Genomic DNA, 24,514 nt, shown 5'->3' on the forward strand with positions numbered 1-24,514 from the left:
TGTAAATCAATGAGTTACAAAGAGTTCAATGTAACGTAAAGAAAACATACAAGTGTGGCATTCTGTCTATAAGTGCGATAGAGTGATCACACTATAAGAATAAAGAGTCGACACCATCATGCAGTTTGCCAACTACTCCCCAGCAGCGTTAAAGCAAGCACCAAACATCCAGATGATTGGTGACTATAAGGTTGAGTTTGTTGCCTACGAAAGTGAGGGCAACATGGATAAGTCGCCAGTCATGTTTCTTGGTGGTGCTTTCCAGAGCTTTTCTTCGTTCCGCAACGAAGTAGAGCAAATGCTTGAGCACTGCCCTGTCATCCTCGCAGACTTCCCTTCTCAGGGTGGCAACGACCAGCTTGCACCTGAACTAGATATGGAAGACTTCGCAGACCTGATCGCGGGTTTCCTGACGTCACAGGGCGTAAGCAAAGTACAGCTGATGGGTGTGAGCTACGGCTCTGCAATGGCGACTCTTTTCGCATCTGCTTACCCGCAGATGATCGACCGTCTTCTTATTTCCGGTATCACCTGCTTCCGTCGCGAAAGCCTGATCACACTGCTCGAAGATTCTCTCAAGCTACTCGACAACGGCGACATGGATGCCTTTGCAACCACAGCCGTCTGCAACCTGATCAATCACAACCGTATGGAAGACACTCAGATCGGCGCAACCTATCGTCGCCTTCTGTTCCGTCAGATTGCTCGTCTGAATGATAATGAGCGTCAGCGTTACGCTCAGAACACACGCCGACTGCTGCGTTTCCAGGGCTTTAAGTCGTTCCCGACCTGCGAAACCCTGATTGCGACTGGCGAGTTCGATAATTTCACCCTGCCGCAGGAAAACGCTGCGGTAGCACGTCAGTGCGTTAACGGTAAGTTTGCCGTTATCCGTAACGCTGATCACCTGGCACAGTTCGAACAGAAATCTGCTTCAATGGAAGTCGTATGTCGCTTCATGAGCGGCCAGTCACTCGAAGGTATCCAGGGCGTCGACCTGTATGACCCACAAGCGTACGACTTCGCCAACCAGCGCCTGCAAGCTCGCCTGCGCCCAATGGAGCAGCCGTATAGCCTTCACGACAAGGCCACTGGCAAAGAACACACCGTACGCATCAGCAACATTAACTTCAGCGGTTGCGAAATTGAGCAGATCAACATGGATATGACGCTGAACGAGTCGTCTGATCAGCTCTGGCTGGAAATTCCAGAAACGGGTCACACTTACCATGTTCGTGTTCTGGATAAAGACAAAAAATCCTTGCGTTGCTTGTTAATGCAACGCGAAATGAAAGGTGCAGAAGCCCTTTTGAACTACCTCCAGGACCACCTGCTTATGGTCCGTGAAGATCAACCAACAGTTGAGGAAGTAGCAGGCCAGCTGGCCTGAGACTGAGTGCACGGCAGGACTGCCAGATACACAGCCCGCTTCGGCGGGTTTTTTATTGCCTGAAATCCGAACTGCAGGAACTGAAGCGTGAGTCACACTCGCCGGAACGGAGGCAGAGAATCAAGTAATAACTGCCCGTATCGGGAAGACACCAATCTCTTATCGAGAATACTGACTTTGCCGTGATCGGATTCCTTACGGATCAGTCGGCCGCATGCCTGGATAAGCCGTATAGACGCCGCTGGTAGCGTTAACTCCATAAAAGGATTGCGCCCCCGGCTCTCCATCCACTCCGATATGGCAGACTGGATAGGATCATCTGGAACAGCAAATGGAATCTTAACGATCACAACATGAGTTACGTACTCACCGGGTAAGTCGATCCCCTCGGCAAAGGATGCCAGTCCGAAGATCACATTTCCTTTCCCGTTATCAATGCGTTCCTTGTGACGACGTACGATTTCACTTTTGGGCAGGTAACCCTGACACAGGAGGTGTTCGTACCAGTCGCGAATAAAATAGTCTCTCGTCGCTTCTAGCTGTGCACGCGAACTAAAGAGCACAAGAGTGGCCTCATCTGGGTTCACGGCCTCTTTGAGCCAATTCTGAACGTCACTCTCGAACGCTTCGCTCTTTGGATCTGATGCCAGTTGAACCACTTCGAGCTGCCCGAGTTCCGGGTAGTTAAATGGGCTGGCTACACGTTCGTAGACCGCCCAGTCTGGCAGACCGGCTTCCCATTTCAGCGAGTTGAAACTATTCAGTGCCGTGAGTGTTGCCGAGGTAACAACAGCACCATAGCAACGACTCCATAGGTTCCTGCGCAGCTGCGCTGCCACTGAAATTGGCGACGCCGACAGGGAAATATCCCAATCATCACCGTACGGACGCTTACTAAGCCACCGGGCCACAGGTAATTCGCCTTCCGCCTCTTCCGCCGCTATCCATGACAGAGCCTCTGACAGCTCTTCAGCCCGCGCCAACATAATCCCAACGGGTGCCTGCCAGGCCTCAGCGACCTCTCGCTGAAAGTCTCCAGTCTCATTCGGATCGAGAGACTTCTGCAGCATATCCGACATTTTATCGAGGCAATGGACAACAGGCTGCAAGGGGGCCTTCATTGTCTGTAGAAGCTCGCGGAGCGATTCGGGTAACACACCAAATTCAAAACGCTGACGATCTCTGTCCTGCATCAGGTCCATCACGAGTGGCCAGACAAGGCTCGCACTCTGGGACAACGCCTGAAGATTCGCTGGCATCTCTTGCAGCGAATGCATTAACCCTACGGGCATTCCGGCATCAGCAATAAATTGTTCGATGACTTTTTCCAGCTGTTTCAGCCATTGGCGTGTTGAGCGCACACCAAATTCCAGCCGGAAGTGGTTCAGTGCTTTATCGGCGAGGTGATGCCCTTCATCAAACACATAAATGGTTTTCTCAGGCGCAGGCAAAATAGCACCACCACCGAGCGAGAGATCCGCAAGCACCAGGTCGTGGTTAGCGACGATGACATCAGCGTCTTCCATGGCGCTCCGCGCTTTGTAAAAAGCACAGTTCTGAAAATGGGGGCAACGACGGTTCGAGCATTCCCGGTGAGTCGCCGTCAGGTGGGACCATTGTTTATGCTCAATTTCATCATCCCAGCGATCCCGATCTCCATCCCAATCGCCGCTGCCGTATTTCATCAACATCTTTTCGTAGAGCTCGCGGTCCTGTTCTTCAGGCGTCTGCTCAAACAGGTCTACCGTAGACAGAATGCCGGAAAGTTGCTGCAAGGCTTTATCCAGCTTCGCCAGACACAAATATCGACCACGCCCTTTGGCTAGCGCGAAATTAAACGGTAGAGAGAGGTGTTTCTTCAGCGCTGGCAAATCCTTATCAAGGATCTGCTCCTGCAAAGCTACCGTAGCCGTCGAGACCAGTAACTTACGTTCTCGCTCAATGGCCACTGGTAATGAAGCAATCAGGTAAGCCAGAGTCTTACCAGTGCCGGTCCCCGCCTCTACGACTGCGATTCCCGCGTCGTTGTCGCGCTCGTCTTTTTCGCCTTCGCGAATGGAGCCCAAGGCTTTCGCGATTTCTGCAATCATCACACGCTGGCCATAGCGTGGACGTAATTCCAGTGCTTTGATCGCTTCGCGATACAGCGACTGAATACGCTCTTTTGTTTCTTTTTGCAGCATCAGCGAATAGCCTTCCATCCACGCGTACGACCAATTACTACGGGCCACCCAGAAACGTCGAGCAAGATGCCGTCGCGCGTGATTTCCTTCAGGACTACACCATCCACCACTTGCTCACCTTCTCGCCAGACACGGTCATTCATAGTCACTGTTCGCTTAGCTGGTACAGAGCTGAATGTATGCCCTGTGATATTCAGATCCGGAATTCTCTCCAATGCTTCGAACGGTGCTCGCGCTTCTTTAAGAGGCGCTTTTGGCTCAACGTCGCTTTGTTCCGCTTCAATATCCTTACCTGCATTGTCTGCTGCAACGATTTGAGTATCAGGAAGCTCTGCCGTCGTCATAACCGCTGCAGGTTCTGAGTCCGTTTCAGAAAGCGAAGTCTCTTCTCCAGCCGATGGTGTAGCGCCCTGCTTGTCAGCGGGCGAAGAATAAAAGGCTGTAGCGATAGCACCTAAGATAAGCACAACGGCCAGAGCGGCAGAAATTCCCATGCGAGCAGAAGTATTACTGTCCGTATTACGTTGCTGCTCGTGCTCTGAAGCCACTTTTCCAGTCTCAGCAGATTCTGAGATCAGGCCCTTTTTAGGCGGCATTTGGGCCGGGTTGCGCTCATCCCGCTCTTGTTCGGATTTTTTCAATGCATCGAGGATGTATGACATGCTACTGCCTCGCCTGCAGGTACATCAGGGTTTTTGGCCCAATAATACGGTCAGCTTTTAAACCTTCAGCGATCTGAAATTCAGCGACCGCACGCTCCAGCAAAGGATCATAAAACTCTGGATTAACCTCGACCTGCACACCACCTGGCCCAATGCTGGTCCATTCCTGATCCCAGCCTGCACCCAGACGCGACCGCACCCAACGAATGACCGATGCGGTTTCTCCCGGTTTGACAGCGCTGGTGTAGTCAGCAGGCGCCTGCCATAAAATCACGGCCTCACCGGCATAGCCTCTCTCGTATTCTTCAAGGTCATACCATTCTGCTTCTGCACCCCTGCTCCCCACTCTGACGACCGTGATCAGATTCAGCTCGCGCAATTCAGAGATATCCCAGTCGACCGGAATACAACGCCAACCTGAAGAGTCACAATTCGCAGCACCCTCAGTGCGGGAGGCCTCAAGTACTGCATACGGATCACTACGGTCTAATGAGACCGTCTTAAGTGCAGGAATATTCTGGTACGCAATTACACCCGCAAAGACAACCACAGCAGCCGCGCAGAAAGCGAGTGCGCTTTTTAATATGGTTTTGCCTGAGGTCACTGCAATGCCAGCCGCCCCTTTTCCTACATGAACTGGAGGAACTGCATCATAATCTGCCCCAAGCACTTCAATAATCGCCTGACTTGCGATATCCGAACTGACCAGGTGACTGCCCGTGGCATAAGCACCCAATAGCGCTCTATCGCAAATACTGTTAATCAGCCGTGGAGTTCCCTCACTGGCCCGCCAGATAGTCTCGATCGCGGCAGGATCAAATAACATCTGATTCCCGCCAGCGCAGACCAGGCGGTGCTCAACGTATTCGGAGGTTTCGGTCAGACTCAGCAAATCCAGGTGGTAACGAGCAGTAATGCGCTGATTCAGCTGGCGTAGATCATGACGCTTAAGCAGATCGCGAAGCTCTGGCTGCCCTACCAGAACGAGGGTTAGTAGCTTTTCTCGGTCTGTTTCCAGATTAGTCAGCAGGCGAACCTGCTCCAATAGCGCGACAGGCATGGACTGGGCTTCATCAATCACGCAAATAACACGCTGATGTTTCCCGTAGAAGTTCACCAGTGCTTCATTGATGGATGCGTAGACTTCCTTGAGCGATGCGCTTCTTTCATAGGCGATGCCAAGGTCATCACAGATGCTTTGCATTAACTCTATAGGCGAGAGCTGCGGATTAAATATATATGCAACATGATCACCTTCTGGGATAGACGCCATAAGCGCCCGGCACAGTGTCGTTTTACCCGTACCCACTTCGCCAGTAAGGCAGATAAGCCCGCCCTGATCCGTCAGGGCATAGCTCAGGTGTGCCAACGCTTCCTGATGCCCAGGTGACGGGTACAGAAAATCCGGATCCGGAGAGATGGTAAATGGCAGTTTGTCTAAGCCAAAGTACTCAAGGTACATGCTGCATCCTGTCTGATTGATGCCGGCATGATACCGGAATTGCACGTCTGACGCAGTGGTGACTTAGCCTGAAATCACGGGGGATCTCTCACCAGCGACTGATCAACGAAGACCAGTCACCACCGATATTGATACGACAACCCAATACGGGCATCGCGGACTTGTTTTATATTGAGATCATCTACGATGTAGCTGGCAGAGAGCCCCTGCCAGTAGAAAGCAGCACCGAGCTGGCGCTTCGACGTTCCAACAACACCCACTTTGCCGCTACCGAATGGGTAACGTTTCTCGATGGACAGATTCCGGTAAACGTCATACCAGTAATACTGAACGTATACATCCAGCGGCTTATAAACCGCATTCGCGACAACTGTCGACTTAATTGATGTTTCCAGCGCCTTCGGATTGTCATCGCCACTGGCAGCGCCGCCACTCGAACAGACAGGATTAGTAACCTCACCGACTTCTGCGCATATTGAGCGGTGTGCAGAGTTACCCATATCGAGAAGATTCCAGAGATCTCTCACTTGCAGGGCAAGTTCCAGTTCATCCGTCGGGGCCCAAGCTCCTGAAAGGGACGCGCTGTATCCAAACCACTCCTGAGATGCACTGCCTTGCGGGTCTTCATATTCAGGAAGCGTATCGAAGGAAGGAAAGCGATACTCGTCAAAGTAGTACGACAGGCTTGCCGAAAAGTTAGAACCCTCGTCAGCGAAGCTTCGTCCAACAAATGAACCAAACTGATAATGGATCAGCTTGTACAGCATAAAGGCGGGTGACACCGACCAATTCTCACCCTCAAAGCGATAAGAACCACCAATCCCACGAGCCTGGAATACCTTGGCAACCAGGTTAAGGTCTCTGTCCTGCTGAGTTTCTATACCAAACTCAGCGTCCAGGTAGACGGCTGTTGTGTCAGGAGAAAACTTGAGTGAATAGAACCAGCGACGTTCCGCATTTAACGTGAAGTTCCGGTAAGACGCGGATGCAGCGAGACTCATATCCGCGTACGCGTACTCGCCAGTATCGGCATCCTGCTCCCACCCTTCAATCATCTGATCGATCGGAACAGGCTCAGAGCTTGCCTCAGCAGACAAGGAAAATCTGACATCGCCAGAGTAATCAGAAGGCTGCCCTGCTGTCGCATCAGCAATATTCGCTATTGCGATAGCAGAAGACAGCAGTATGACCTTCTTAATCACCAATAATCATCCAGGTGCCATCAACGAAACGGGCGACAAATACGTTCTCGCGCTCTTCGCGAATTGTGCCTACGAGTGCACCACGTACCGTCAGATAGGCGACTGCTTCACAGCCATCATTTGAATCTGCATCTGTTGGCGCTGCTGCTGACAATTTATCGCGGTCGTTAAAGCCGCAGGCCGTTTCATCGTTGCCTTGCGTGTATTCCGTACGAGTAGCTATTTGAGCAAGAACCGATTGATCAGTACCACCCATAGATACGTTTGAGCGGGAAATCAACCAGTAACCACGTTCGACTTCGATGGTTTTCAGTCCGCCTTCCCCATCACTGATCTGCTCTTCCGAGACGGCCAATTCGAGATAAAAGCCCTGTGCATCTCCGCCAGCAACAACACCTAACTGGTTGCTGATATTTTCATAAGTTTCCTCGGAGCCGAAGCCGTACGAGGCACTCAATGCGAACTCGTCCTCAACCTGTCGTTCAAGCGCTAGCTCGAAGATAACAGGAATCAGCGCTTCGTCTTCTGGGTCTTTGAGGTAACTTTCTGCAACGGCAGTAAGACGATCTATCCCCAGCTCTATATCATCATAGAAGGTACCGCTGAACGGCCCATACTCTACGCCTTCTGTCAGACCCTGATACTCAGTACCAGATACAATTGCAGACGTAGACAAATCGATTTCATATATCCCGTTGCCAGGCACGCTGTATCTGGATAAAACATTATTTTCGAAATTTCTCTCGAGAAGCTCATCAAGGGTTACTTCTCCGGCCAGCTCAATAACTGTATCGCAACTCTGCTCAACTCTTTCATCATCCCCGTCCATATCGACATCCACCCAGGATACGTTACAGGATTCGGAACGGGTCGTATTGGTACTAGAGTCGTAGGGGTACAACTTGATCCGACTAATGAAGTCCCTCCCACGAAGCTCTTCATCAAAATATTCTATAACCCGACCATCCGATAAGACGGTCTGGTCGCGATACAGGCTTTCAACGAGATCTGTAATTTCCGTCGGAGCATCTGGACGCCCAAGGAAAAACTCATGGGTAGCAGGCCATTTACTGGTTGGGTAATACGATGAAGAATTCGTCGTTCTGAGCTGAACGTTCAGATCAGTCCTGTTTTCTGCATCCGGTTCCAGCGTGGACCTTGCACGGACGACAAATGTAACTGGGTTATACCTGGTCTGGGAGGCATCATCGAGCGGGTCTTTGACCCCTACCAGGTTGGCCTCAATGAGCGCGTTGAATTCATGTTCACCATTATCGCCCGCCTGGGCGCCATCGATATTGCCTTCAAACCTGACCAACGGCCAGACAATCGCAATCTGCGTTGGCGCAACGTGTGAAGGATCTGAGTCATCCAGAAATGATCCAGCAGGAGGCGACGCGTAGCTATCCTCATAAAACACCCGAACATAAGGACGAGTAGTGATGCTTCCGTCAGAGATGGCCTCCGTGTACCAGTAAAGCTTTTTACCATTACCTAGTGCCAAAGCATTCTTAATTTCGGCTGGAATAGCATCAACCCCCTCATCAGGGTTATCAGCCGACTCTATTTCGAAATCAAACACATTATAGAGCCCAGCATCGGCGTCAGTGGTCTCAATCGGACGCATGATAAGACGAAGTGAACCGTCAATAAGTACACGGTCACTAGGAAGCCCTGCCGAATCGCTCTCATCAGTTTCGATGGCGAACCCCACTGGCGGGGTGCAATCACCCTCTCCGAACTCACAACGAGCAAGGATCTCAGCACCTTCCAATATTTCATTGAGAACACCAGTAGGCCCAAATGCCAGGTCTGCCACTGTGTTCAGCGCTGTTTCATGCGCCAGATAATATGAATCAACGCGACGTCCATGAACAGGATCGATGAAGCTGGGCTGATTTTCATCATAGCCCCAGAAATTCTTCACTGCCGCAGTAAGGTCCATCAGAAAGTATTTGCTGTTTTCTATTGCAGTACGCCAACCCGCTAACCTGGCTGGCACATCGACATCTACCGATGTTTCAACGTCCTCTCTCATAGAGGCTGCGACGCCGTCGAGCCGTTCGAGAGCTGTGACTGCACCAGCAGGGACTCTGGCACCAAGCCCGTTAAAGTAATTGATGTTATCCCGGAGTATTGTGCTGGCCGTAGAGAAAATCTCGAACTTAGTTACAGCATCTGGGGACTCACTTTTCTCCAACAACTGCCCGCGCCGATCAATTACATCACCGGTAATTTCACCCAGTTTCGTTACGAAGTCGGTGTTAGCCGAATCAGCGAGATACGGCAAAGCAGCAATTAACGCACCGTAATAGACCCCTTCGACCAGAGCATCACCTGAAACTGTCTCAATTTGCGTAATCTGACTGGGGGCAACTACAGGCGACGAAATAATATCCGTCAGACCGAAGAGCTCAGAGACGTGAAGATTGGCCAACTCCATCGTGTATTGGTTATACACACCTGTTTTCGCTTTCTCGATGTCATCCAACACAGCCTGATTGATGTCCGCCCGGTCGTCTGCAGAAAGGCCGTTCGTGACTGCGTCGATATAAACCGTTCTGGCCATACTGCTTGCAATATCAGTAATCCAGTTGACGTTGACCGTCATGCCGTCGAGCAATTCACCGACGCCAGCCCTGACATCGAGATCATCTGGAAGAGGAACGTATTTTCCGTAAGCGAGCGAGTCGCACCCCTGTACTCGCTCACAGCGATAGAACACATCCCCGTTGTCCGTATTCGCGATAAAGATAAACGATCCTGATACGTCTTCGGCCTCTGCCGTCAGCTCGTAAGTACCCGTTTGAGAAGACTGCGAAGCTGCACCATCGTATACAAGATTACCGCTATCGTTTTCTATGAGCGTCGGGCCACCCTCATAGTTGATCGGTGTTGCACTGATTCGGCTACCCCAGGTCGCCGTCCCTATTCGACCGCTAATACCATAAGTCTCCTCTTCACCGCTGACGGTGCGGGTAGAACTGGAGTTCCCTGAACAGGCCTGAAGGAGCACGCCGATAAGGATTACTGAGGTAAGCTTATGAACCATCTTCTTATTACTCTTATTCTGTTCTATGTCATTCTACGTTTGGAGTAGGCACAGGATAGCTCTCAGACAGGTGTTTTACTGCCCCTTTACACAAAAAAACCCGGCATTTGCCGGGTTTTTTACAGTGCTTGACGCTACTTACTGAGCTTTGAACTTCAGACGGTATGCGTGCAGCAGCGGCTCGGTATAACCACTTGGCTGCTCTTTACCTTTGAAGATCAGGTCAGACGCCGCTTTAAACGCGATAGTGTCGAAGCCTGGCGCCATATTGATATAAGAAGCGTCACCCTCATTCTGACCATCAACAACCGCAGCCATGCGCTTCAGGCTGTCTTCAACCTGTTCGCGGGTACAGATACCGTGTTCCAGCCAGTTAGCAACGTGCTGAGAAGAGATACGCAGCGTTGCGCGGTCTTCCATCAGGCCAACGTTGTTGATGTCTGGCACTTTAGAACAACCAACACCTGCATCAACCCAGCGAACAACGTAACCCAGGATACCCTGACAGTTGTTGTCGATTTCCTTCTGAATCTGTTCTTCAGTCAGAGCTGAAGCTTCTTCAGCGGTCATCAGAGGGATGCTCAGGATGTCATCAACAGACGCGTGCTCACGGCTTTTCAGTTCGTTCTGAACAGCGAATACGTCTACCTGGTGATAGTGCATAGCGTGCAGAGCAGCGGCAGTCGGAGATGGAACCCATGCGGTGTTCGCACCTGACTTAGGATGGCCGATCTTCTGCTCCATCATCATGCCCATCTCATCAGGGATAGGCCACATGCCTTTACCGATCTGAGAACGACCCTGGAGGCCAGTTTCCAGACCAGTATCAACGTTCCAGTTTTCGTAGGCGTTGATCCAGGTCTGCTGCTTCATGACAGTCTTAGGTACAAACGGACCTGCCAGCATAGAGGTGTGGATTTCGTCACCAGTACGGTCCAGGAAGCCAGTGTTGATGAAGACAACACGGTCTTTCGCAGAACGGATACATTCTTTCAGGTTAACCGTGGTACGACGCTCTTCGTCCATGATGCCCATCTTCATAGTGAAGCGTGGCAGACCCAGTGCGTCTTCGATACGACCGAACAGTTCGTTGGCGAATGCCACTTCTTCTGGACCGTGCATCTTAGGCTTAACGATGTTTACAGAACCGGTAGTCGAGTTCTGGAACGGAGAGTTACCCTTCAGGTCGTGCATAGCGATCAGAGTAGTCATCATGCCGTCCATGATGCCTTCTGGGATCTCACTGCCGTCAGCCAGCAGGATCGCAGGGTTAGTCATCAGGTGACCCACGTTACGAACGAACAGCATTGAGCGACCTTTCAGCTTAACGGTTTCACCGTTCAGGCCAGTGTACTCACGATCTGGGTTCATAGTACGGGTGAAAGTCTTGCCGCCCTTGGTTACTTCTTCCGCCAGGTCGCCTTTCATCAGGCCCAGCCAGTTACCGTAGGTCACGACTTTGTCTTCGGCGTCAACAGCAGCAACAGAGTCTTCACAGTCCATAATGGTGGTTAGTGCTGCTTCCATCAGAACGTCTTTTACTCCAGCAGCGTCGGTTGAACCGATTGGGCTGGTTGCGTCGATCTGAATTTCGAAGTGCAGGCCGTTGTTAACCAGCAGAATCGCTTCTGGTGCAGCCATTTCGCCTTTAAAGCCAACCAGCTGAGAAGCATCTTTCAGGCTGGTAGTGCTGCCGTCTTTCAGCGTAACGACCAGTTTACCTGCGTCGATAGCGTACTTAGTGCTGTCAGCGTGATCGCCAGCAGCCAGTGGGGCTGATTCGTTCAGGAAGTTACGCGCATAAGCGATAACTTTGTCACCACGTACTTTGTTGTAGCCCTGACCTTTCTCAGCACCGTCTTCTTCAGAAATGACGTTAGTGCCGTAAAGAGCATCGTACAGGGAGCCCCAACGCGCGTTCGCAGCGTTCAGAGCGAAACGAGCATTCATAACCGGTACTACCAGCTGAGGACCCGCCATCTGGCCAATTTCTGGCTCTACGTTTGAGGTAGTTGCTTCGAAGTCTTCGCCTTCTGGCAGCAGATAACCGATTTCCTGCAGGAACGCTTTGTATTCTGCAGCGTTGTGAGCCTGACCTTTACGCTCAGTGTGGTAAGCATCGATTTTGGCCTGCAGATCATCACGCTTAGCCAGCAGCGCCTTGTTCTTTGGAGCCAGTTCATTGGCAATAGCATCAAAGCTCGCCCAGAACGCATCCTGTTCAATACCAGTGCCTGGCATTGCTTTGTCATTGATGAAATCGTACAGCTCCTGGGCGATCTGGAGTCCACCCTTCTGAACGTATTCTGTCATTGTTTAGCCTCAACTCTTTTGGGGACACAGCCAAATGTACGGCTGCATCTTAGACCGGTGAAATTTCAGGGCCGGGAGTATAACGCAACTGTTTTCGTATCGCGACCACGTATCGCAGACACCCCCTCTCCGACTCCGTGCCAGATATTCCCGGGCAGCCCCTCAAAAACCTCCATACCGTTGCCCGCCAAAAGCAATACAAATCCTATACAACAAATATACAAGGTGTTTATAATGACTCAGGAGCTTGGCCGCACCCGAAGTAACTGACATTGACTCTGCCGTTAGAAGTCTGACTTACAACCAGATCTGACGCGGCGCACAGGAGAACCGATATGGCTTCGAAGAAAGGTGCAGATAGACGTAAAGCAAGTCCCGAAGAGCTTCGTCAACAACTGGAAGCTGACGTACAGGCTTACCTCACGAGCGGCGGAAAGATTCACCGCATTAAAGAAGGAATTAGTGGGGAGACCGGCTGGAAGCGCCCGCGCAACGGATACAATCCCAATACACGGGTGAATATACAGCTTCCTATCTCCTACGGAACACTCTGATTCAACACGGGAACCCCAATAGCACCGGCACTGCCGGTGCTTGCAGAATCAGTTCAGTGACTCCCAGGTGCCATCGATATAACGGATGATCCAGACACCGCTTTCATAGACAATTTTTCCGTAAACTTTATCGCGATAATTCAGCACGTAGACGGCTTCCTGAGGATCGCGACTGAACGAAGGCTCGGCCGTGTTCGACACAACACAGCGACGGTACTCACCGTCATCACCCACGATATAACGGTAAACCGGCGCACCGTCGACCAAATCAAGGTTGCTGCCCAGGATAATTTCGCTGTCGACCGTGTCGGTTGTGCCATCTGCGAGAGACAGTTCAACACCGTCTTTAAATACCGAAAGGCTCGTCGCTTCAACCGTACCGCTCTCAGTGCTGAAATCGAAAATCAGACGATCAAGGTCAGCGCCCACGCCCTGATAGAGACCCGTAGTATTGACGCTCGTATAGTCATGTGACACTGAAAGCGACACATCAACCTGTTCACTGTATGGGGCTGTTACCTGGATATCGACAAGCGTTTTCGGTTCAGTCGCCGTTGAGTAATCGAGCACGACTTCACTGGTAAAGCGCGCACTCGACAGGCCGAGTTGAGCGCTTCTGAACAAAGTACCATCCAGAGATGTCAGTGATGCTGGAAGCGATGAAAGTGTCAGACACCCCTGCGAATCCGCTGCCTCAACCGGAAATTCAACGAAGTACACACCCTGCCCCGGTACTTCCGGGCGGGAGAAAACGCCAATCTGCCACAACTCATTCACCGCATTCTGAAGGTCCTGTTCAGCATTTAACCGCTGTTTCGGCTGGCAACGCTCAATCACTGGCGACTCAGCAGTACCGCTCAGTAAGCATGCCTCGTAGTCATGTGTAGCGATCAGCTCTTCTGTATCGCCATCACCATCAACGTCGCTCACATCTTCACGTCGCACCGTAGGATAGAAGCGATAGCGATAGTCATCGCCACCCTCAACGAAGTAGTCAAGGTATTGAGTTTCGCGCCCGTTAACGATTTGCGTACCAGTACGGTACTGAACCAGCCCACTAGCAACTGTCCCTTCAGGGTAAAGGGGGGCCCGCTCAAAGAATGCATTGAACGAAGCAAACTCAGACTCTGGGTAATAATCTGCTGCCTGATTGGCATTGGCCGTGAGAAATACCGTCGTAATGTTTGAATCCGTGCCGTTATCGTCTTCATAAACATCAGAGATACGACTATTCAGAACCACTTCTGAGATATTAAAACGACGCCCGGAGACACCGTCAGGGTCATCGACGCCCTGGTACAGGATACTGAATGCACCCGTAAGCTCAGTTTCGTTAGCGCTACCAACATCACCTGCATCGTAAAGGGTGAAATCGGTCCAACGAATCTGGTAGGCCAATGCCGGGGCAGACACCTCATCCTGAAGAACCGTCACGGTATTTTCATAGAAAATTCGCAAACCACTTGGGCTGCTGATTTCGTCATCACTGTAGGTGTGATCCAGCTCGAGACGCAGACCATTGGCAACTAAAGTCCCGGCCATCAGAATATCTATTGCGCGGGAACTGGTCGGAGCATCATCTTCATCAAGCAAATTAATGTCCGCAACGGCCTGTGATACTTCAAAATCACCGCCGTTAAGCGTCAGTACAGGCGCAGAGTAGGTATGACTCTGATACCACTCCCACTCAGGGCTGACTGATGGGCAGCCACTGTTGAGATAGCAATCCCGGTAGAAACCAGCGATTTCCGACACTGCGGTTGTGATTTCATCGAGATTTTCAGCATTGTCTTCACCAACACCCCTCAACAGATCGGCGTAGCTATCCAGTTGCTCCCGGTAACCGTCTTCGAAAAAGCTGTTGCCGTAGTCGCGAAGTTCCTGCACAAAGGCTTTCGTGCGCTGAAGGCCTAACTGATAATCCTCCAGCTCGTCACCCAGCAGCGAGCTCAAAGAAGCCGGTGTAATCGACGTCAGGTCCCCATCTACAAACGCATCGCGCTCCGTCTGTAGTTGAGCAACAACACTGGCAACATAACCAGACACGGTTGAATTCGTGACATTTAAATCATTCAGGTTACTGATGGCTGCGTCATAAAGATCGTAAAGAGCGAGAGTCTGTGCTCCACCGCGCTGCATCAACTGGCCGTCATTTGCCACCAGGTCCGCAGCAACCGCTGAAGCGAAAGACGGCAGATCTGTCGTTGATGTATAGGACAATTCATAGGACTGCCACGCTGCTAAGAGAGCACCATAGCGAATTGAATATTGTGCTTCTGTCTGGTTAGCGCCCCGCCACTCCTCTATTTGAGTCAGGTCTGCGGGTTCCCGACTCTGGATAGAATCGATACCAAACAAGCGTGAAACCTGTGATTCGGCTTGAAGTGTCGAATACACAGAATAGAAACCAGTATCTAACCAACCTGCATCCTGCTGGGTACCAGAATCTTCACTGTATACACGATCGAAAGCGAGCTGAGCTGCCAGATCAGTGAGTGGCGTGATTCGAATGCGCTGGCCATCCTCGATGCCAGCAGCAACCGATCGCCAGCCCGGTGCCGCGACAATACTGTATTCAGAACCAAAAGAAACAGAGCCACAGCCACTGACGACCTGGCAGCGGCGTGTCGTCGATGTGCCGTCATTGCTTTCGCGCCCGTAGACATCGAGATAGACGATTTCCGTACCATCTGCAGTTACAACCGCTTGCCCTTCGTCATCCGTGGTGAAGCGGGCAAAGTTCAGGACGCCCGGCTGCACCTCAGAAGGCATTCCGGTCTCGTCGACAGTCACCCGCCTGAGCATGGCTTCATTGAAATCTTCCTGACCAACCTGCACATCCAGATTGATGGTTGTTACAGACGAGCTGCTGTCATTATCACTGCAGGCTGCCAGCGCAGCGACCATCGGGATAACAACCCAGCGGGAGAAGGAAATATTGTCGGGAAACGCTAAACGACTGACAGAAAAAAGCGGTCTGGTCACACGAGCCTCAAATAAAAAGGGATGTAGATGTGCGCCATCATATCAGCCACGCGTTCTGATGCCACCAGAGACAGCGCCCTTTTGACAAAACCCGGCACTTCGCCATGCCGAATCTGCCTGGCTGCGTCGTCGCCATCTTTGCTCTATAATCGCGCCCATCTGCACCGGAGTATTTATGCACTTATTTGTCGAACAACTCACCAATGTCGATTTCAGCTACCTAGACGCGAACAGAGGGATCGTCGGAGAGACCTGGTGGGCGTCAGCCATCCTTGAAGGAGCACTGGATGACCAGGGCATGGTCTGTGACTTCGGCATTGTTAAGAAAACACTTCGTCAGTGGCTGGATACCGAACTCGACCACAGACTTCTTGTGCCTGCCGAGGCACCTGGCCTCGAAGTTAAGAAGACCGGTGAGCGCGTGAATATTTCTATGCAAACCGGGCGCGGCATCGTCGAAATGAGTGCTCCAGCACAAGCAGTGACCCTGATCGACACGGCTGAAATTACAGCGGCGAGCGTCGCTGCCTGGTCTATCAAACAGCTCCAGATGTATTTCCCGGATACCATTGACCAACTAACCCTGGACTTCACCACTGAAACGATTGACGGTGCCTTCTACCACTACTCTCACGGCCTTAAGAAGCACGCAGGGAATTGCCAACGAATTGCCCACGGACACCGTTCCCGCATCCAGATCTGGCTTGATGGTCAGCGTGATGAGCAGGAAGAGTCCTACTGGGCTGACCTCTGGCGGGATATTTACATCGGCAGCACTGAGGATCTCGCCTCAGACGACAACGACACACTATCTTTCGCTTACACTGCACAACAAGGTGATTTCTCACTGACCCTGAACCGCGCACATTGCTACATGATGAGCACCGATTCGACAGTTGAACTGATCGCTGATCATCTCGCTAAAGAAATCAGCAAGCGCCACCCGGGCAAAGATATTCGTGTTCGCGCCTTTGAGGGGGTAAACAAAGGCGCCATGGTACAAGTCTGATCAATACGGCGGCTTGCGCAGCAGCCTGATCAATCAGGCCGCCTCCTCCATCGACTGGCGAGCGCGCCGTTGTGTATAAATGAACGCGATGATGGCGAACGGCAAGAGAAACCACATCCATTCGTGAAGCTGCTCTCCGAACTGACGACCGAGTACGTAAGTTGTAACAAACAGAGCCGCCGCCCAGGCAACAATCGACGCCAGATTAGCAAAACAGAAAGGCGTCGCAGGAACCCTTGCCAAACCACAGGCAATATACCCAAACGTACGGAGCCCCGGCATACAGCGAATCAGCATCAGCTGTTTCCACGGTGAGTCCCTTAATGGTTGCACCTGCTTCTGTATGATGGGGTGACGTATTTTACGTCGCAGTTTTGGCCATACAAGGGCCACCCGTCCTAACAGATATAGCGCTGTATCTCCGATAAACATTCCGAGGCAAACAGCAAAGAAGGCTATGCCCGGCGCCATCTTTTCACTCGCGGCCAGCAATGCTGCACCGATAATCGCTAAATCTTCGAGCATAAAAGTAGAAACAACCACGACCAGAACAGGCCAGGCTGGATGATCGATGTAACCAAATAAACTGTCGAGCATTCGTGGTCCTGCTAAAGCCACCCGTAAAAATTGACCGGCGATTGTACCAGAAGTGCCCACATTGCCTACGTAACTGGCTTTAAATACCCGAATATTCGACTTACCGGTAATAATTCACGACTGATTCACTTCATATTGGCTCTCAGGTACTGAGATCTCGCTCAAAATCCGTTAGAATCCCGCGCCAGAAAATGCATCGAATGCCCAACCTATTACCAAAGATTGAGAGACCCCATGGAACTGTCTGCACTTACCGCTATTTCTCCGCTGGACGGCCGCTACGGCAGCAAAACTGCTTCACTGCGCGCTGTTTTCTCTGAATTCGGTCTTATCCGTGCCCGTGTTGAAGTTGAGATCCGCTGGTTGCAGCGTCTTGCCGAGCACGAGGCCATCACCGAAGTTCCAGCGTTCTCTGCAGACACCAATGCTCAACTTGACGCCATCGTTGCCAACTTCAGCGAAGCCGACGCGCAACGTGTAAAAGACATCGAGGCGACGACCAACCACGATGTCAAAGCCGTTGAATACTTCATCAAAGAGAAGTTTGCTGACAACGAAGAGCTCAAAGCGGTTAACGAATTTGTTCACTTCGCTTGTACCTCAGAAGACATTAACAACCTGTCTCATGGTCTGATGCTGAAAGAAGGTCGCGACACCATTCTGCCAATGATGCAGCAGATCGCTGACGAAATCCGCAAGCTGGCCCACGAGCAGGCTGCCCTACCAATGCTGTCCCGTACACACGGCCAGACTGCATCGCCTTCTACTCTGGGTAAAGAGATGGCGAACGTGGTGGCTCGTCTGGAGCGTCAGATCAAACAGATCAAAGCGGTAGAACTGCTGGGCAAAATCAATGGTGCTGTTGGTAACTACAACGCTCACCTGTCTGCGTATCCTGATATCGATTGGGAAGCCAACGCAGAAACCTTCGTGACGTCACTTGGCCTGACCTTCAACCCATACACGACTCAGATCGAACCACACGACTACATCGCGGAACTGTTCGATGCATTCGCGCGCTTCAACACCATCCTGATCGACTTCGACCGCGACATCTGGGCGTATATCTCGAACGGCTACTTCAAGCAAAAGACCATCGCCGGCGAAGTAGGCTCTTCTACGATGCCGCACAAGGTCAACCCAATCGACTTCGAAAACTCCGAAGGTAACCTCGGTCTGGCAAACGCAGTACTCGCACACATGGCACAGAAACTGCCGATCTCACGCTGGCAGCGTGACCTGACCGACTCCACCGTTCTGCGTAACATGGGCGTAGGCATGGGCTACAGCATGATCGCCTATCAGGCGTCTCTGAAAGGCATCAGCAAACTGCAGGTAAACGATGCCCGCCTCGCCGAAGACCTGAACAACGCATGGGAAGTTCTGGCAGAGCCAGTTCAGACCGTTATGCGTCGCTACGGTATCGAGCAGCCATACGAAAAACTGAAAGCATTTACCCGCGGCAAAGCCATCACCAAAGATGCGATGGGTGAATTCATCGCGTCTCTTGAACTGCCGCAGTCTGCGAAAGACGAACTGAATGCAATGACGCCAGCCTCTTACGTAGGTAATGCAGAGGCGCAGGCTAAGAAGGTCTAATAGAAAAATCTCTTCGCATAGAGGGATATGTTTCGTATGAAGACCCTGCATGCCATGGATGGCATGCGGGAGCCCCCATGGATGGGTTAACGGCGCGTCTGAATGCGACTCATATCCCTCAGCGCTCTCCTCTGACCCTCACCTGACAGCACCCCGCCTGTACTTTCGGAGCCCCCCTAATGCACGTCCTCGGCCATCTCAATATTGAAGAGTTCCTGCGCAACTACTGGCAAAAGAAGCCGGTACTTATCCGTCAGGCGATTCCAGGTTTTGAACCTTTACTGGCGGCCGACGAGCTTGCAGGCCTCAGCCTTGAAGAAGACATCGAGTCACGCCTGATCATCGAAGAAGGTAAGGCAGGCCCATGGGAAGTGAAAAAAGGCCCCTTCACCGAGACCGACTATCGCGCTCTGCCGGAAAACAAATGGACCTTATTAGTCCAGGCGGTCGATCAGTGGGTACCAGAAGCTGCTGAACTACTGGAACACTTCCGCTTTATTCCCTCGTGGCGTATCGACGACCTGATGATTAGTTACGCCACCGATGGCGGCAGCGTAGGCCCGCACTGGGATCAGTACGACGTATTCCTGCTGCAAGCCGAAGGGCAGAGAGAATGGCGAGTCGGCCAGATGTGCTCAGAGAAAAGCAGCATCCTTGAGGGCCCTAGCGTAAAGATACTCGCGGACTTTGCAGAGACAGATCGTTGGGTGCTGGAGCCCGGCGATATGCTCTACCTTCCGCCCGGCCTCGCCCACTGGGGTATTTCGCAGGGCGAATGCATGACCTACTCGGTCGGCTTCCGGGCACCCTCGACGGCTGAGCTTTTTGAAAGAACGATTGATTCCGTATTACCCACACTGACCCAGGATGATCGCTACTCAGATGCTGGTATCACAGCTCAAAGCTCGCCCGGAGAAATTGACGATCAAGCTGCTGAGCGCCTGAAGTCTCTTCTGATCAAAGCAATTGACGACCCTGCACTGCTCAAGGCCACGCTGGGACAGCTTATGACAGAAGCCAAATATGATGAGCAGGCACCGGTTTACGAGGTCTCTGATCATGACTGGGCAGATACCGTGAACACACTGCAGGAAGCTAATCAGTGGGGTCGCCATCCTCAAGCTCGTTTCGCATATAGCATCGATGACTCGTCTGTCGCTTTCTACTGTCAGGGTGAAGTGATTCGGTTGCCGCTATCTTCCCGTCAAATTGTTAAGCAGCTCTGCGACTCCCCTTACTTTGACAGCGAATGGTTGATCGGCTCTTTCGTAGAGTCAGAAACAAAAAAACTGCTCAACAACCTCATTTTTTGTGACCTGATTGTTGCCATTTAAACTCCCGACTCCTTGATGATTTACGATTAAGCAGCCATTCTTTTCATTACATAAAAACAGGGACGAAGATACTTGGAAATTCGCATCACAGACTGGCGGGCATCGCGCGACATTATTAGAAAAATCCGCGAAGAAGTGTTCATTAAGGAACAGAACGTTCCACCTGAACTTGAGTGGGACGAATACGATACTGAGGCCATCCATTTCCTGGCTCTTGAGGGGCGGAATCCAGTGGGATGTGCACGTCTTTTACATAATGGTAAATTCGGAAGAATGGCTGTCTTGAGAGAATTCAGAGGGCAGCACTGGGGCTCAAGACTGATCAATGCTATTGAAGACTATGCCCGCAATGAGTTAAAGATTCGCGACATACGTGCCGCTGCCCAGGCTCATGCCATCCCCTTTTATCAGAAGAGTGGCTTCAACATTGAAGCAGGTTTTTTCGACGACGCAGGGATTGCCCACCTTAATGTATATAAGGCGCCCGGGGCACCCGAAACAAATTACGTATTTCGCCCGGGTCGCGATAAAAATGTCTATCCACAGAACGACTTAATTTCGCTTGTAGGCTGGGTCGAAATGATTCTTGCCATGCGTCCACGCAACGCTATTATCACCTGCTCCGATTTAACTCATCCATTATGGTGGGATCAGCATGCACTGAACGCAGTCAGGGAATTTGCTCTGGATTCACACCGCCGCCGGGTAAAAATTCTGATTTCTTCTGAGCGGGGCGGCATGAACCGCCACCCGCTGTTGCGATTACAACAGAGACTCAGCAGTCGTATCAGCTTGCGAATTTCCCCTGAAGTCCAGGACGATCTGCTTATTACTGCACCGTGGGGCCTGTTGCAGCTTACCGACGAAACGCAAGGGATCGCGACTATGGGAGACGCCAGCCGGGTGAAACGCATGGAGGCTTACTATAAGCCCCTCACAGAGACAGGCCAGCGTCCACGAGAAGCGCGACGGTTATCTCTGTAATAGACGAGGTCAGGTCAGCAGCCCCCAGAAAGCGACCGCATGACAGGCACTGACCACAAGCGTGAGCGTCCACCTCATGGTCCGATAATCCCGCTTATAGCTCTGACGAAAGACAGGCTGGCGCTCCAGCCAGACCAGAACCCAGTAGCCGAGTAACAGGCCTGGCAGTCCGGCAATATGAGGAACGAAGTACATCAGCCAACCCCACAGGAACACGCCAATCGACAATCCTAGCTCTGCCGAAGACACATGATCACGGTGTGCCTGCATAACACCCCAGCAAGCACCCGCCATGAAGCTGAGAATCAATGCGGAATAAAGGGTGAAAAAATCGAGGGCCCAGGTACTGCCAGCAAGGACAGATAAAGCAAAAAAGACGAACGGGATCAGCCCCGCGTAACCCAACTTCTGGCTAATTCCGTTCATAGTGACTCCAGACCTTAGTTGTGATGACCTGCTTTCAGAATAGCAGCTACACGCTCAACGTCATGCGGTGTATCAATACCATGCCCCGGAGCCTGATCAATAACCGACATATGAATATTTACGCCGTACCAGAGTGCCCGCAGCTGCTCCAGCGATTCGGTCAGTTCAATCGGACATGGCGCCATCTCACGGTAATCGTTGAGGAAAGAAACCCGGTACCCGTACATACCAATGTGACGGTATACAGGCATGCGCGCTGTCACCTCCTCCTGGCTCTCTTTGTAGAGGTCGCGATCCCATGGAATAGGTGCGCGGCTGAAATACATCGCAAAGTGGCGTTCATTCAGTACAACCTTAACCACATTGGGGTCGAAGGCGTCGTGCGCGGTGGTAATCGGCGTACAGACAGAGCTCATGCCAGCATCTGAGTTCTGCAGCAGTCCTGCCGCGGTCAATTCGATCAGAGACTTAGGGATAAGTGGTTCATCACCCTGGAGGTTCACGACGACAGTATCCGCAGGCCAGCCTTTTACCGAGACCACCTCTGCAATGCGTTCAGTGCCGTTCTCGTGATCCGGAGAGGTCATTACAACATCCGCACCAAAACCTCGTGCAACATCAGCGATCCGGTCGTCGTCGGTAGCAACGACAACGTCTTCGGCGCCTGCTTCAAGCGCACGCTCGTATACATGCTGGATCATAGGCTTACCGGCCAGATCAATCAGCGGCTTGCCGGGTAATCGGCTTGATGCATAACGAGCGGGAATGACGATTTTATATCCAGACATTATTTGACCTTATAGAAGTCTTTATACCAGTCGACGAAGGTGCTGATACCGTCTGCCAGTGGTGTATTCGGGGCAAAATCAACATCAGCCGCCAGATCATCCACGTTCGCATAAGTGGCAAGCACATCACCGGGCTGCATTTCCATATAGTTCTTGTCAGCCTCAACACCCAGTGCGCCTTCGATCGTTTCGATGAAGGTACCGAGCTCAACCGAATTATGATTACCGATATTGTAGATTTTGTACGGCGCTGAGCTGCGTGAGCAATCACCAGATTCCGGCGTCCAGTTCTCGACCGGCTCTGGCACTTTCATCGCAATGCGCACCACGCCTTCAACGATATCATCGATGTAGGTGAAATCACGCTGCATCTTGCCATGATTGAAGACATTAATGGTTTTGCCTTCAAGAATCGCCTTAGTGAAGCTGAAGTACGCCATATCCGGACGCCCCCACGGGCCATACACAGTAAAAAAGCGCAGACCGGTCGTCGGCAAACGGTACAGATGAGCGTAGGTGTGTGCCATCAGCTCATTGGATTTCTTCGTCGCTGCGTAAAGTGAAACCGGATGATCCACGCGATCGCCAGTGCTGTACGGCAAGTGGGTATTTAAGCCATAAACGGAGCTGGAAGACGCATAAACAAAGTGCTCCACCTCATGATGACGGCAGCCCTCCATTACATTCACAAACCCAATCAGGTTGCTATCAACGTAGGCATGAGGGTTGGTAATCGAGTAACGGACACCGGCCTGTGCAGCCAGATGAATAACGCGATCAAACTTATGTTCATTGAATAACGCTGCAACGGCATCACGGTCAGCCAGTTCAAGCTGTTTAAATTGAAAACCACTCAGCGGCTCCAGCCATCCCAGGCGGCCGTGCTTAAGTGCCACATCGTAGTAATCGTTCAGGTTATCCACACCGATTACTTCGTGACCCATTTCAACCAGTTTTTTGCTGGTAAAAGCGCCGATAAAACCAGCAGCGCCAGTAACTAATATTTTCACTACTTACTTATCCTTCGCGTCATTCAGACTTTCAAACTCGGGAAGCATGGCCTTAATATAGGCTTCTTCTAAGGGCATGCGACTGCCGAGAACAATATCGGCAACTTCGCGGGCAACGCCCTTCCCGCCCGATGCTTCAGTAATAAGGTCGGCACGATCACGCACCATCCAGAAACCGTCTGCGGGGGAAATAGCTAAACCAACGCGGGTCATTACCTTAAGATCAATAACATCATCACCGACATAACAGACTTCGGACGGGTCAACCATCAGCTCATCCATCAGATTCGCCAGCACTGGCCACTTTTCTTTGGTGCCAGGAAAAAAACGATTGATACCAAGATCTGCAGCTCGCTTGGCAAGCGGTGCCGAGTCCTTTGCGGAGATGATGGCAGTATCAATATCAAAAACATTGAGCAGTTTGATACCAACACCGTCTTTGACATTGAAGTGTTTCACCTCTTCACCAGAGGCGGAATAACTGAGCGTGCCATCGGTTAGTACACCGTCCACATCGAAAACGACAAGGCGTATTGCGCGGGCTTTTTCTTTAATTGCGTTAGGGAGATGAACCATATCCAACCACCAAAAATTTTTGGCATTGTACCGTTTCACGACGAATGACACCAAAAAACAGGCATTAAAAAATGGACTAAAGGATAAGTTCTTAAAAACTGGAGGTGTAAATGCAGATATGAAAAATAAGTGGCATCCCCAAGGGGATTCGAACCCCTGTTACCGCCGTGAAAGGGCGGTGTCCTAGGCCTCTAGACGATGGGGACACAAGGACAAGCAAGAAGGTTTTGGTGGAGCCTAGCGGGATCGAACCGCTGACCTCAACACTGCCAGTGTTGCGCTCTCCCAGCTGAGCTAAGGCCCCGTCTCAAAACGTGGGCGAATATTAATGGCGCCCCTCTGGGCTGTCAACTCTTTTGCGAAAAAAATTCACATAAACAACAACTTA

The 24,514-nt window shown here is 51.5% G+C and carries 18 protein-coding genes and 2 tRNA genes; 6 read left to right on the plus strand and 14 right to left on the minus strand.

Going from position 1 to position 24,514, the window contains the following annotated elements; genetic code table 11:
- The first annotated feature begins 118 nt into the window (after positions 1–118).
- Positions 119–1,390 carry an alpha/beta fold hydrolase gene (locus BW941_RS16560; RefSeq protein WP_076517950.1) on the plus strand — a complete coding sequence of 424 codons (1,272 nt, stop codon included), beginning with the start codon at positions 119–121 and terminating at the stop codon, positions 1,388–1,390.
- Between the two features lie 92 nt (positions 1,391–1,482).
- Here BW941_RS16560 and dinG read toward each other — a convergent pair whose 3' ends face one another.
- The 6 genes from dinG to BW941_RS16590 form a co-directional block, all read right to left on the minus strand.
- On the minus strand, positions 1,483–3,591 hold the full coding sequence (gene dinG / locus BW941_RS16565; RefSeq protein ID WP_084189097.1) for an ATP-dependent DNA helicase DinG: 2,109 nt from the start codon (positions 3,589–3,591) through the stop codon (positions 1,483–1,485).
- Positions 3,573–4,235, minus strand: coding sequence for a general secretion pathway protein GspB (locus BW941_RS16570; protein WP_076517952.1), 663 nt, complete (start codon positions 4,233–4,235; stop codon positions 3,573–3,575). Before BW941_RS16570 ends, dinG begins: the two co-directional genes overlap by 19 nt.
- Position 4,236: 1 nt before the next feature.
- On the minus strand, positions 4,237–5,697 hold the full coding sequence (locus BW941_RS16575) for an ExeA family protein (protein ID WP_076517954.1): 1,461 nt from the start codon (positions 5,695–5,697) through the stop codon (positions 4,237–4,239).
- Positions 5,698–5,813: 116 nt separating this feature from the next.
- Positions 5,814–6,899, minus strand: a complete 1,086-nt coding sequence (locus tag BW941_RS16580) for a hypothetical protein (protein WP_076517956.1) — start codon at positions 6,897–6,899, stop codon at positions 5,814–5,816.
- The gene (locus tag BW941_RS16585; protein WP_076517958.1) at positions 6,892–9,951 is read right to left on the minus strand and encodes a hypothetical protein; all 3,060 of its coding nucleotides are present in this window, start codon (positions 9,949–9,951) and stop codon (positions 6,892–6,894) included. The genes BW941_RS16580 and BW941_RS16585 overlap by 8 nt, the downstream gene beginning before the upstream one ends.
- Before the next feature lie 138 nt (positions 9,952–10,089).
- Positions 10,090–12,264 carry a malate synthase G gene (locus tag BW941_RS16590; protein WP_076517959.1) on the minus strand — a complete coding sequence of 725 codons (2,175 nt, stop codon included), beginning with the start codon at positions 12,262–12,264 and terminating at the stop codon, positions 10,090–10,092.
- A 335-nt stretch (positions 12,265–12,599) separates the two neighbouring features.
- On the opposite strand from BW941_RS16590, the gene BW941_RS16595 reads away from it, so the two are divergent.
- On the plus strand, positions 12,600–12,818 hold the full coding sequence (locus tag BW941_RS16595; protein WP_068444259.1) for a hypothetical protein: 219 nt from the start codon (positions 12,600–12,602) through the stop codon (positions 12,816–12,818).
- 48 nt (positions 12,819–12,866) lie between these two features.
- Here BW941_RS16595 and BW941_RS16600 read toward each other — a convergent pair whose 3' ends face one another.
- Entirely contained in the window at positions 12,867–15,803 is a 2,937-nt protein-coding gene (locus BW941_RS16600; protein ID WP_139325881.1) for a hypothetical protein, read from the minus strand.
- Positions 15,804–15,978: 175 nt separating this feature from the next.
- Between BW941_RS16600 and BW941_RS16605 the strand changes: the two genes are divergently transcribed.
- Complete coding sequence (locus tag BW941_RS16605; protein WP_076517962.1) at positions 15,979–16,812, plus strand: 6-pyruvoyl trahydropterin synthase family protein; 834 nt, start codon at positions 15,979–15,981, stop codon at positions 16,810–16,812.
- Between the two features lie 33 nt (positions 16,813–16,845).
- Here the strand turns inward: BW941_RS16605 and BW941_RS16610 are convergent, their stop codons facing one another.
- A complete protein-coding gene (locus BW941_RS16610; protein ID WP_076517964.1) occupies positions 16,846–17,409 on the minus strand; it encodes a DedA family protein in 564 nt (187 codons plus the stop codon).
- Between the two features lie 234 nt (positions 17,410–17,643).
- Between BW941_RS16610 and purB the strand changes: the two genes are divergently transcribed.
- The 3 genes from purB to BW941_RS16625 all read left to right on the plus strand — a co-directional run bounded on the left by purB (position 17,644) and on the right by BW941_RS16625 (position 21,326).
- Positions 17,644–19,008 (plus strand): adenylosuccinate lyase, encoded by a 1,365-nt coding sequence (gene purB, locus BW941_RS16615; RefSeq protein ID WP_076517965.1) that lies wholly within the window; start codon positions 17,644–17,646, stop codon positions 19,006–19,008.
- A 179-nt stretch (positions 19,009–19,187) separates the two neighbouring features.
- Complete coding sequence (locus tag BW941_RS16620; RefSeq protein WP_076517968.1) at positions 19,188–20,342, plus strand: cupin domain-containing protein; 1,155 nt, start codon at positions 19,188–19,190, stop codon at positions 20,340–20,342.
- 72 nt (positions 20,343–20,414) lie between these two features.
- A complete protein-coding gene (locus BW941_RS16625) occupies positions 20,415–21,326 on the plus strand; it encodes a GNAT family N-acetyltransferase (RefSeq protein WP_076517969.1) in 912 nt (303 codons plus the stop codon).
- A 9-nt stretch (positions 21,327–21,335) separates the two neighbouring features.
- Here BW941_RS16625 and BW941_RS16630 read toward each other — a convergent pair whose 3' ends face one another.
- From BW941_RS16630 to BW941_RS16655, 6 genes are all read right to left on the minus strand, one after another.
- Positions 21,336–21,752, minus strand: coding sequence for a DUF3429 domain-containing protein (locus BW941_RS16630; RefSeq protein ID WP_076517971.1), 417 nt, complete (start codon positions 21,750–21,752; stop codon positions 21,336–21,338).
- Between the two features lie 14 nt (positions 21,753–21,766).
- Positions 21,767–22,540: a 3-deoxy-manno-octulosonate cytidylyltransferase gene (gene kdsB, locus BW941_RS16635; RefSeq protein ID WP_076517973.1), complete on the minus strand. Its 774-nt coding sequence runs from the start codon at positions 22,538–22,540 to the stop codon at positions 21,767–21,769.
- On the minus strand, positions 22,540–23,550 hold the full coding sequence (locus BW941_RS16640; RefSeq protein WP_076517974.1) for an NAD-dependent epimerase: 1,011 nt from the start codon (positions 23,548–23,550) through the stop codon (positions 22,540–22,542). The genes kdsB and BW941_RS16640 overlap by 1 nt, the downstream gene beginning before the upstream one ends.
- A 3-nt stretch (positions 23,551–23,553) precedes the next feature.
- Positions 23,554–24,126: a KdsC family phosphatase gene (locus tag BW941_RS16645; RefSeq protein ID WP_076517976.1), complete on the minus strand. Its 573-nt coding sequence runs from the start codon at positions 24,124–24,126 to the stop codon at positions 23,554–23,556.
- Between the two features lie 130 nt (positions 24,127–24,256).
- Positions 24,257–24,332: transfer RNA gene (locus tag BW941_RS16650), tRNA-Glu, on the minus strand.
- Positions 24,333–24,354: 22 nt separating this feature from the next.
- A tRNA-Ala gene (locus BW941_RS16655) sits at positions 24,355–24,430 on the minus strand.
- Positions 24,431–24,514 lie beyond the last annotated feature (84 nt).

The sequence above is a fragment of the Thalassolituus maritimus genome, assembly GCF_900156675.1.
Taxonomy (GTDB): Bacteria; Pseudomonadota; Gammaproteobacteria; order Pseudomonadales; family Oceanobacteraceae; genus Thalassolituus; species Thalassolituus maritimus.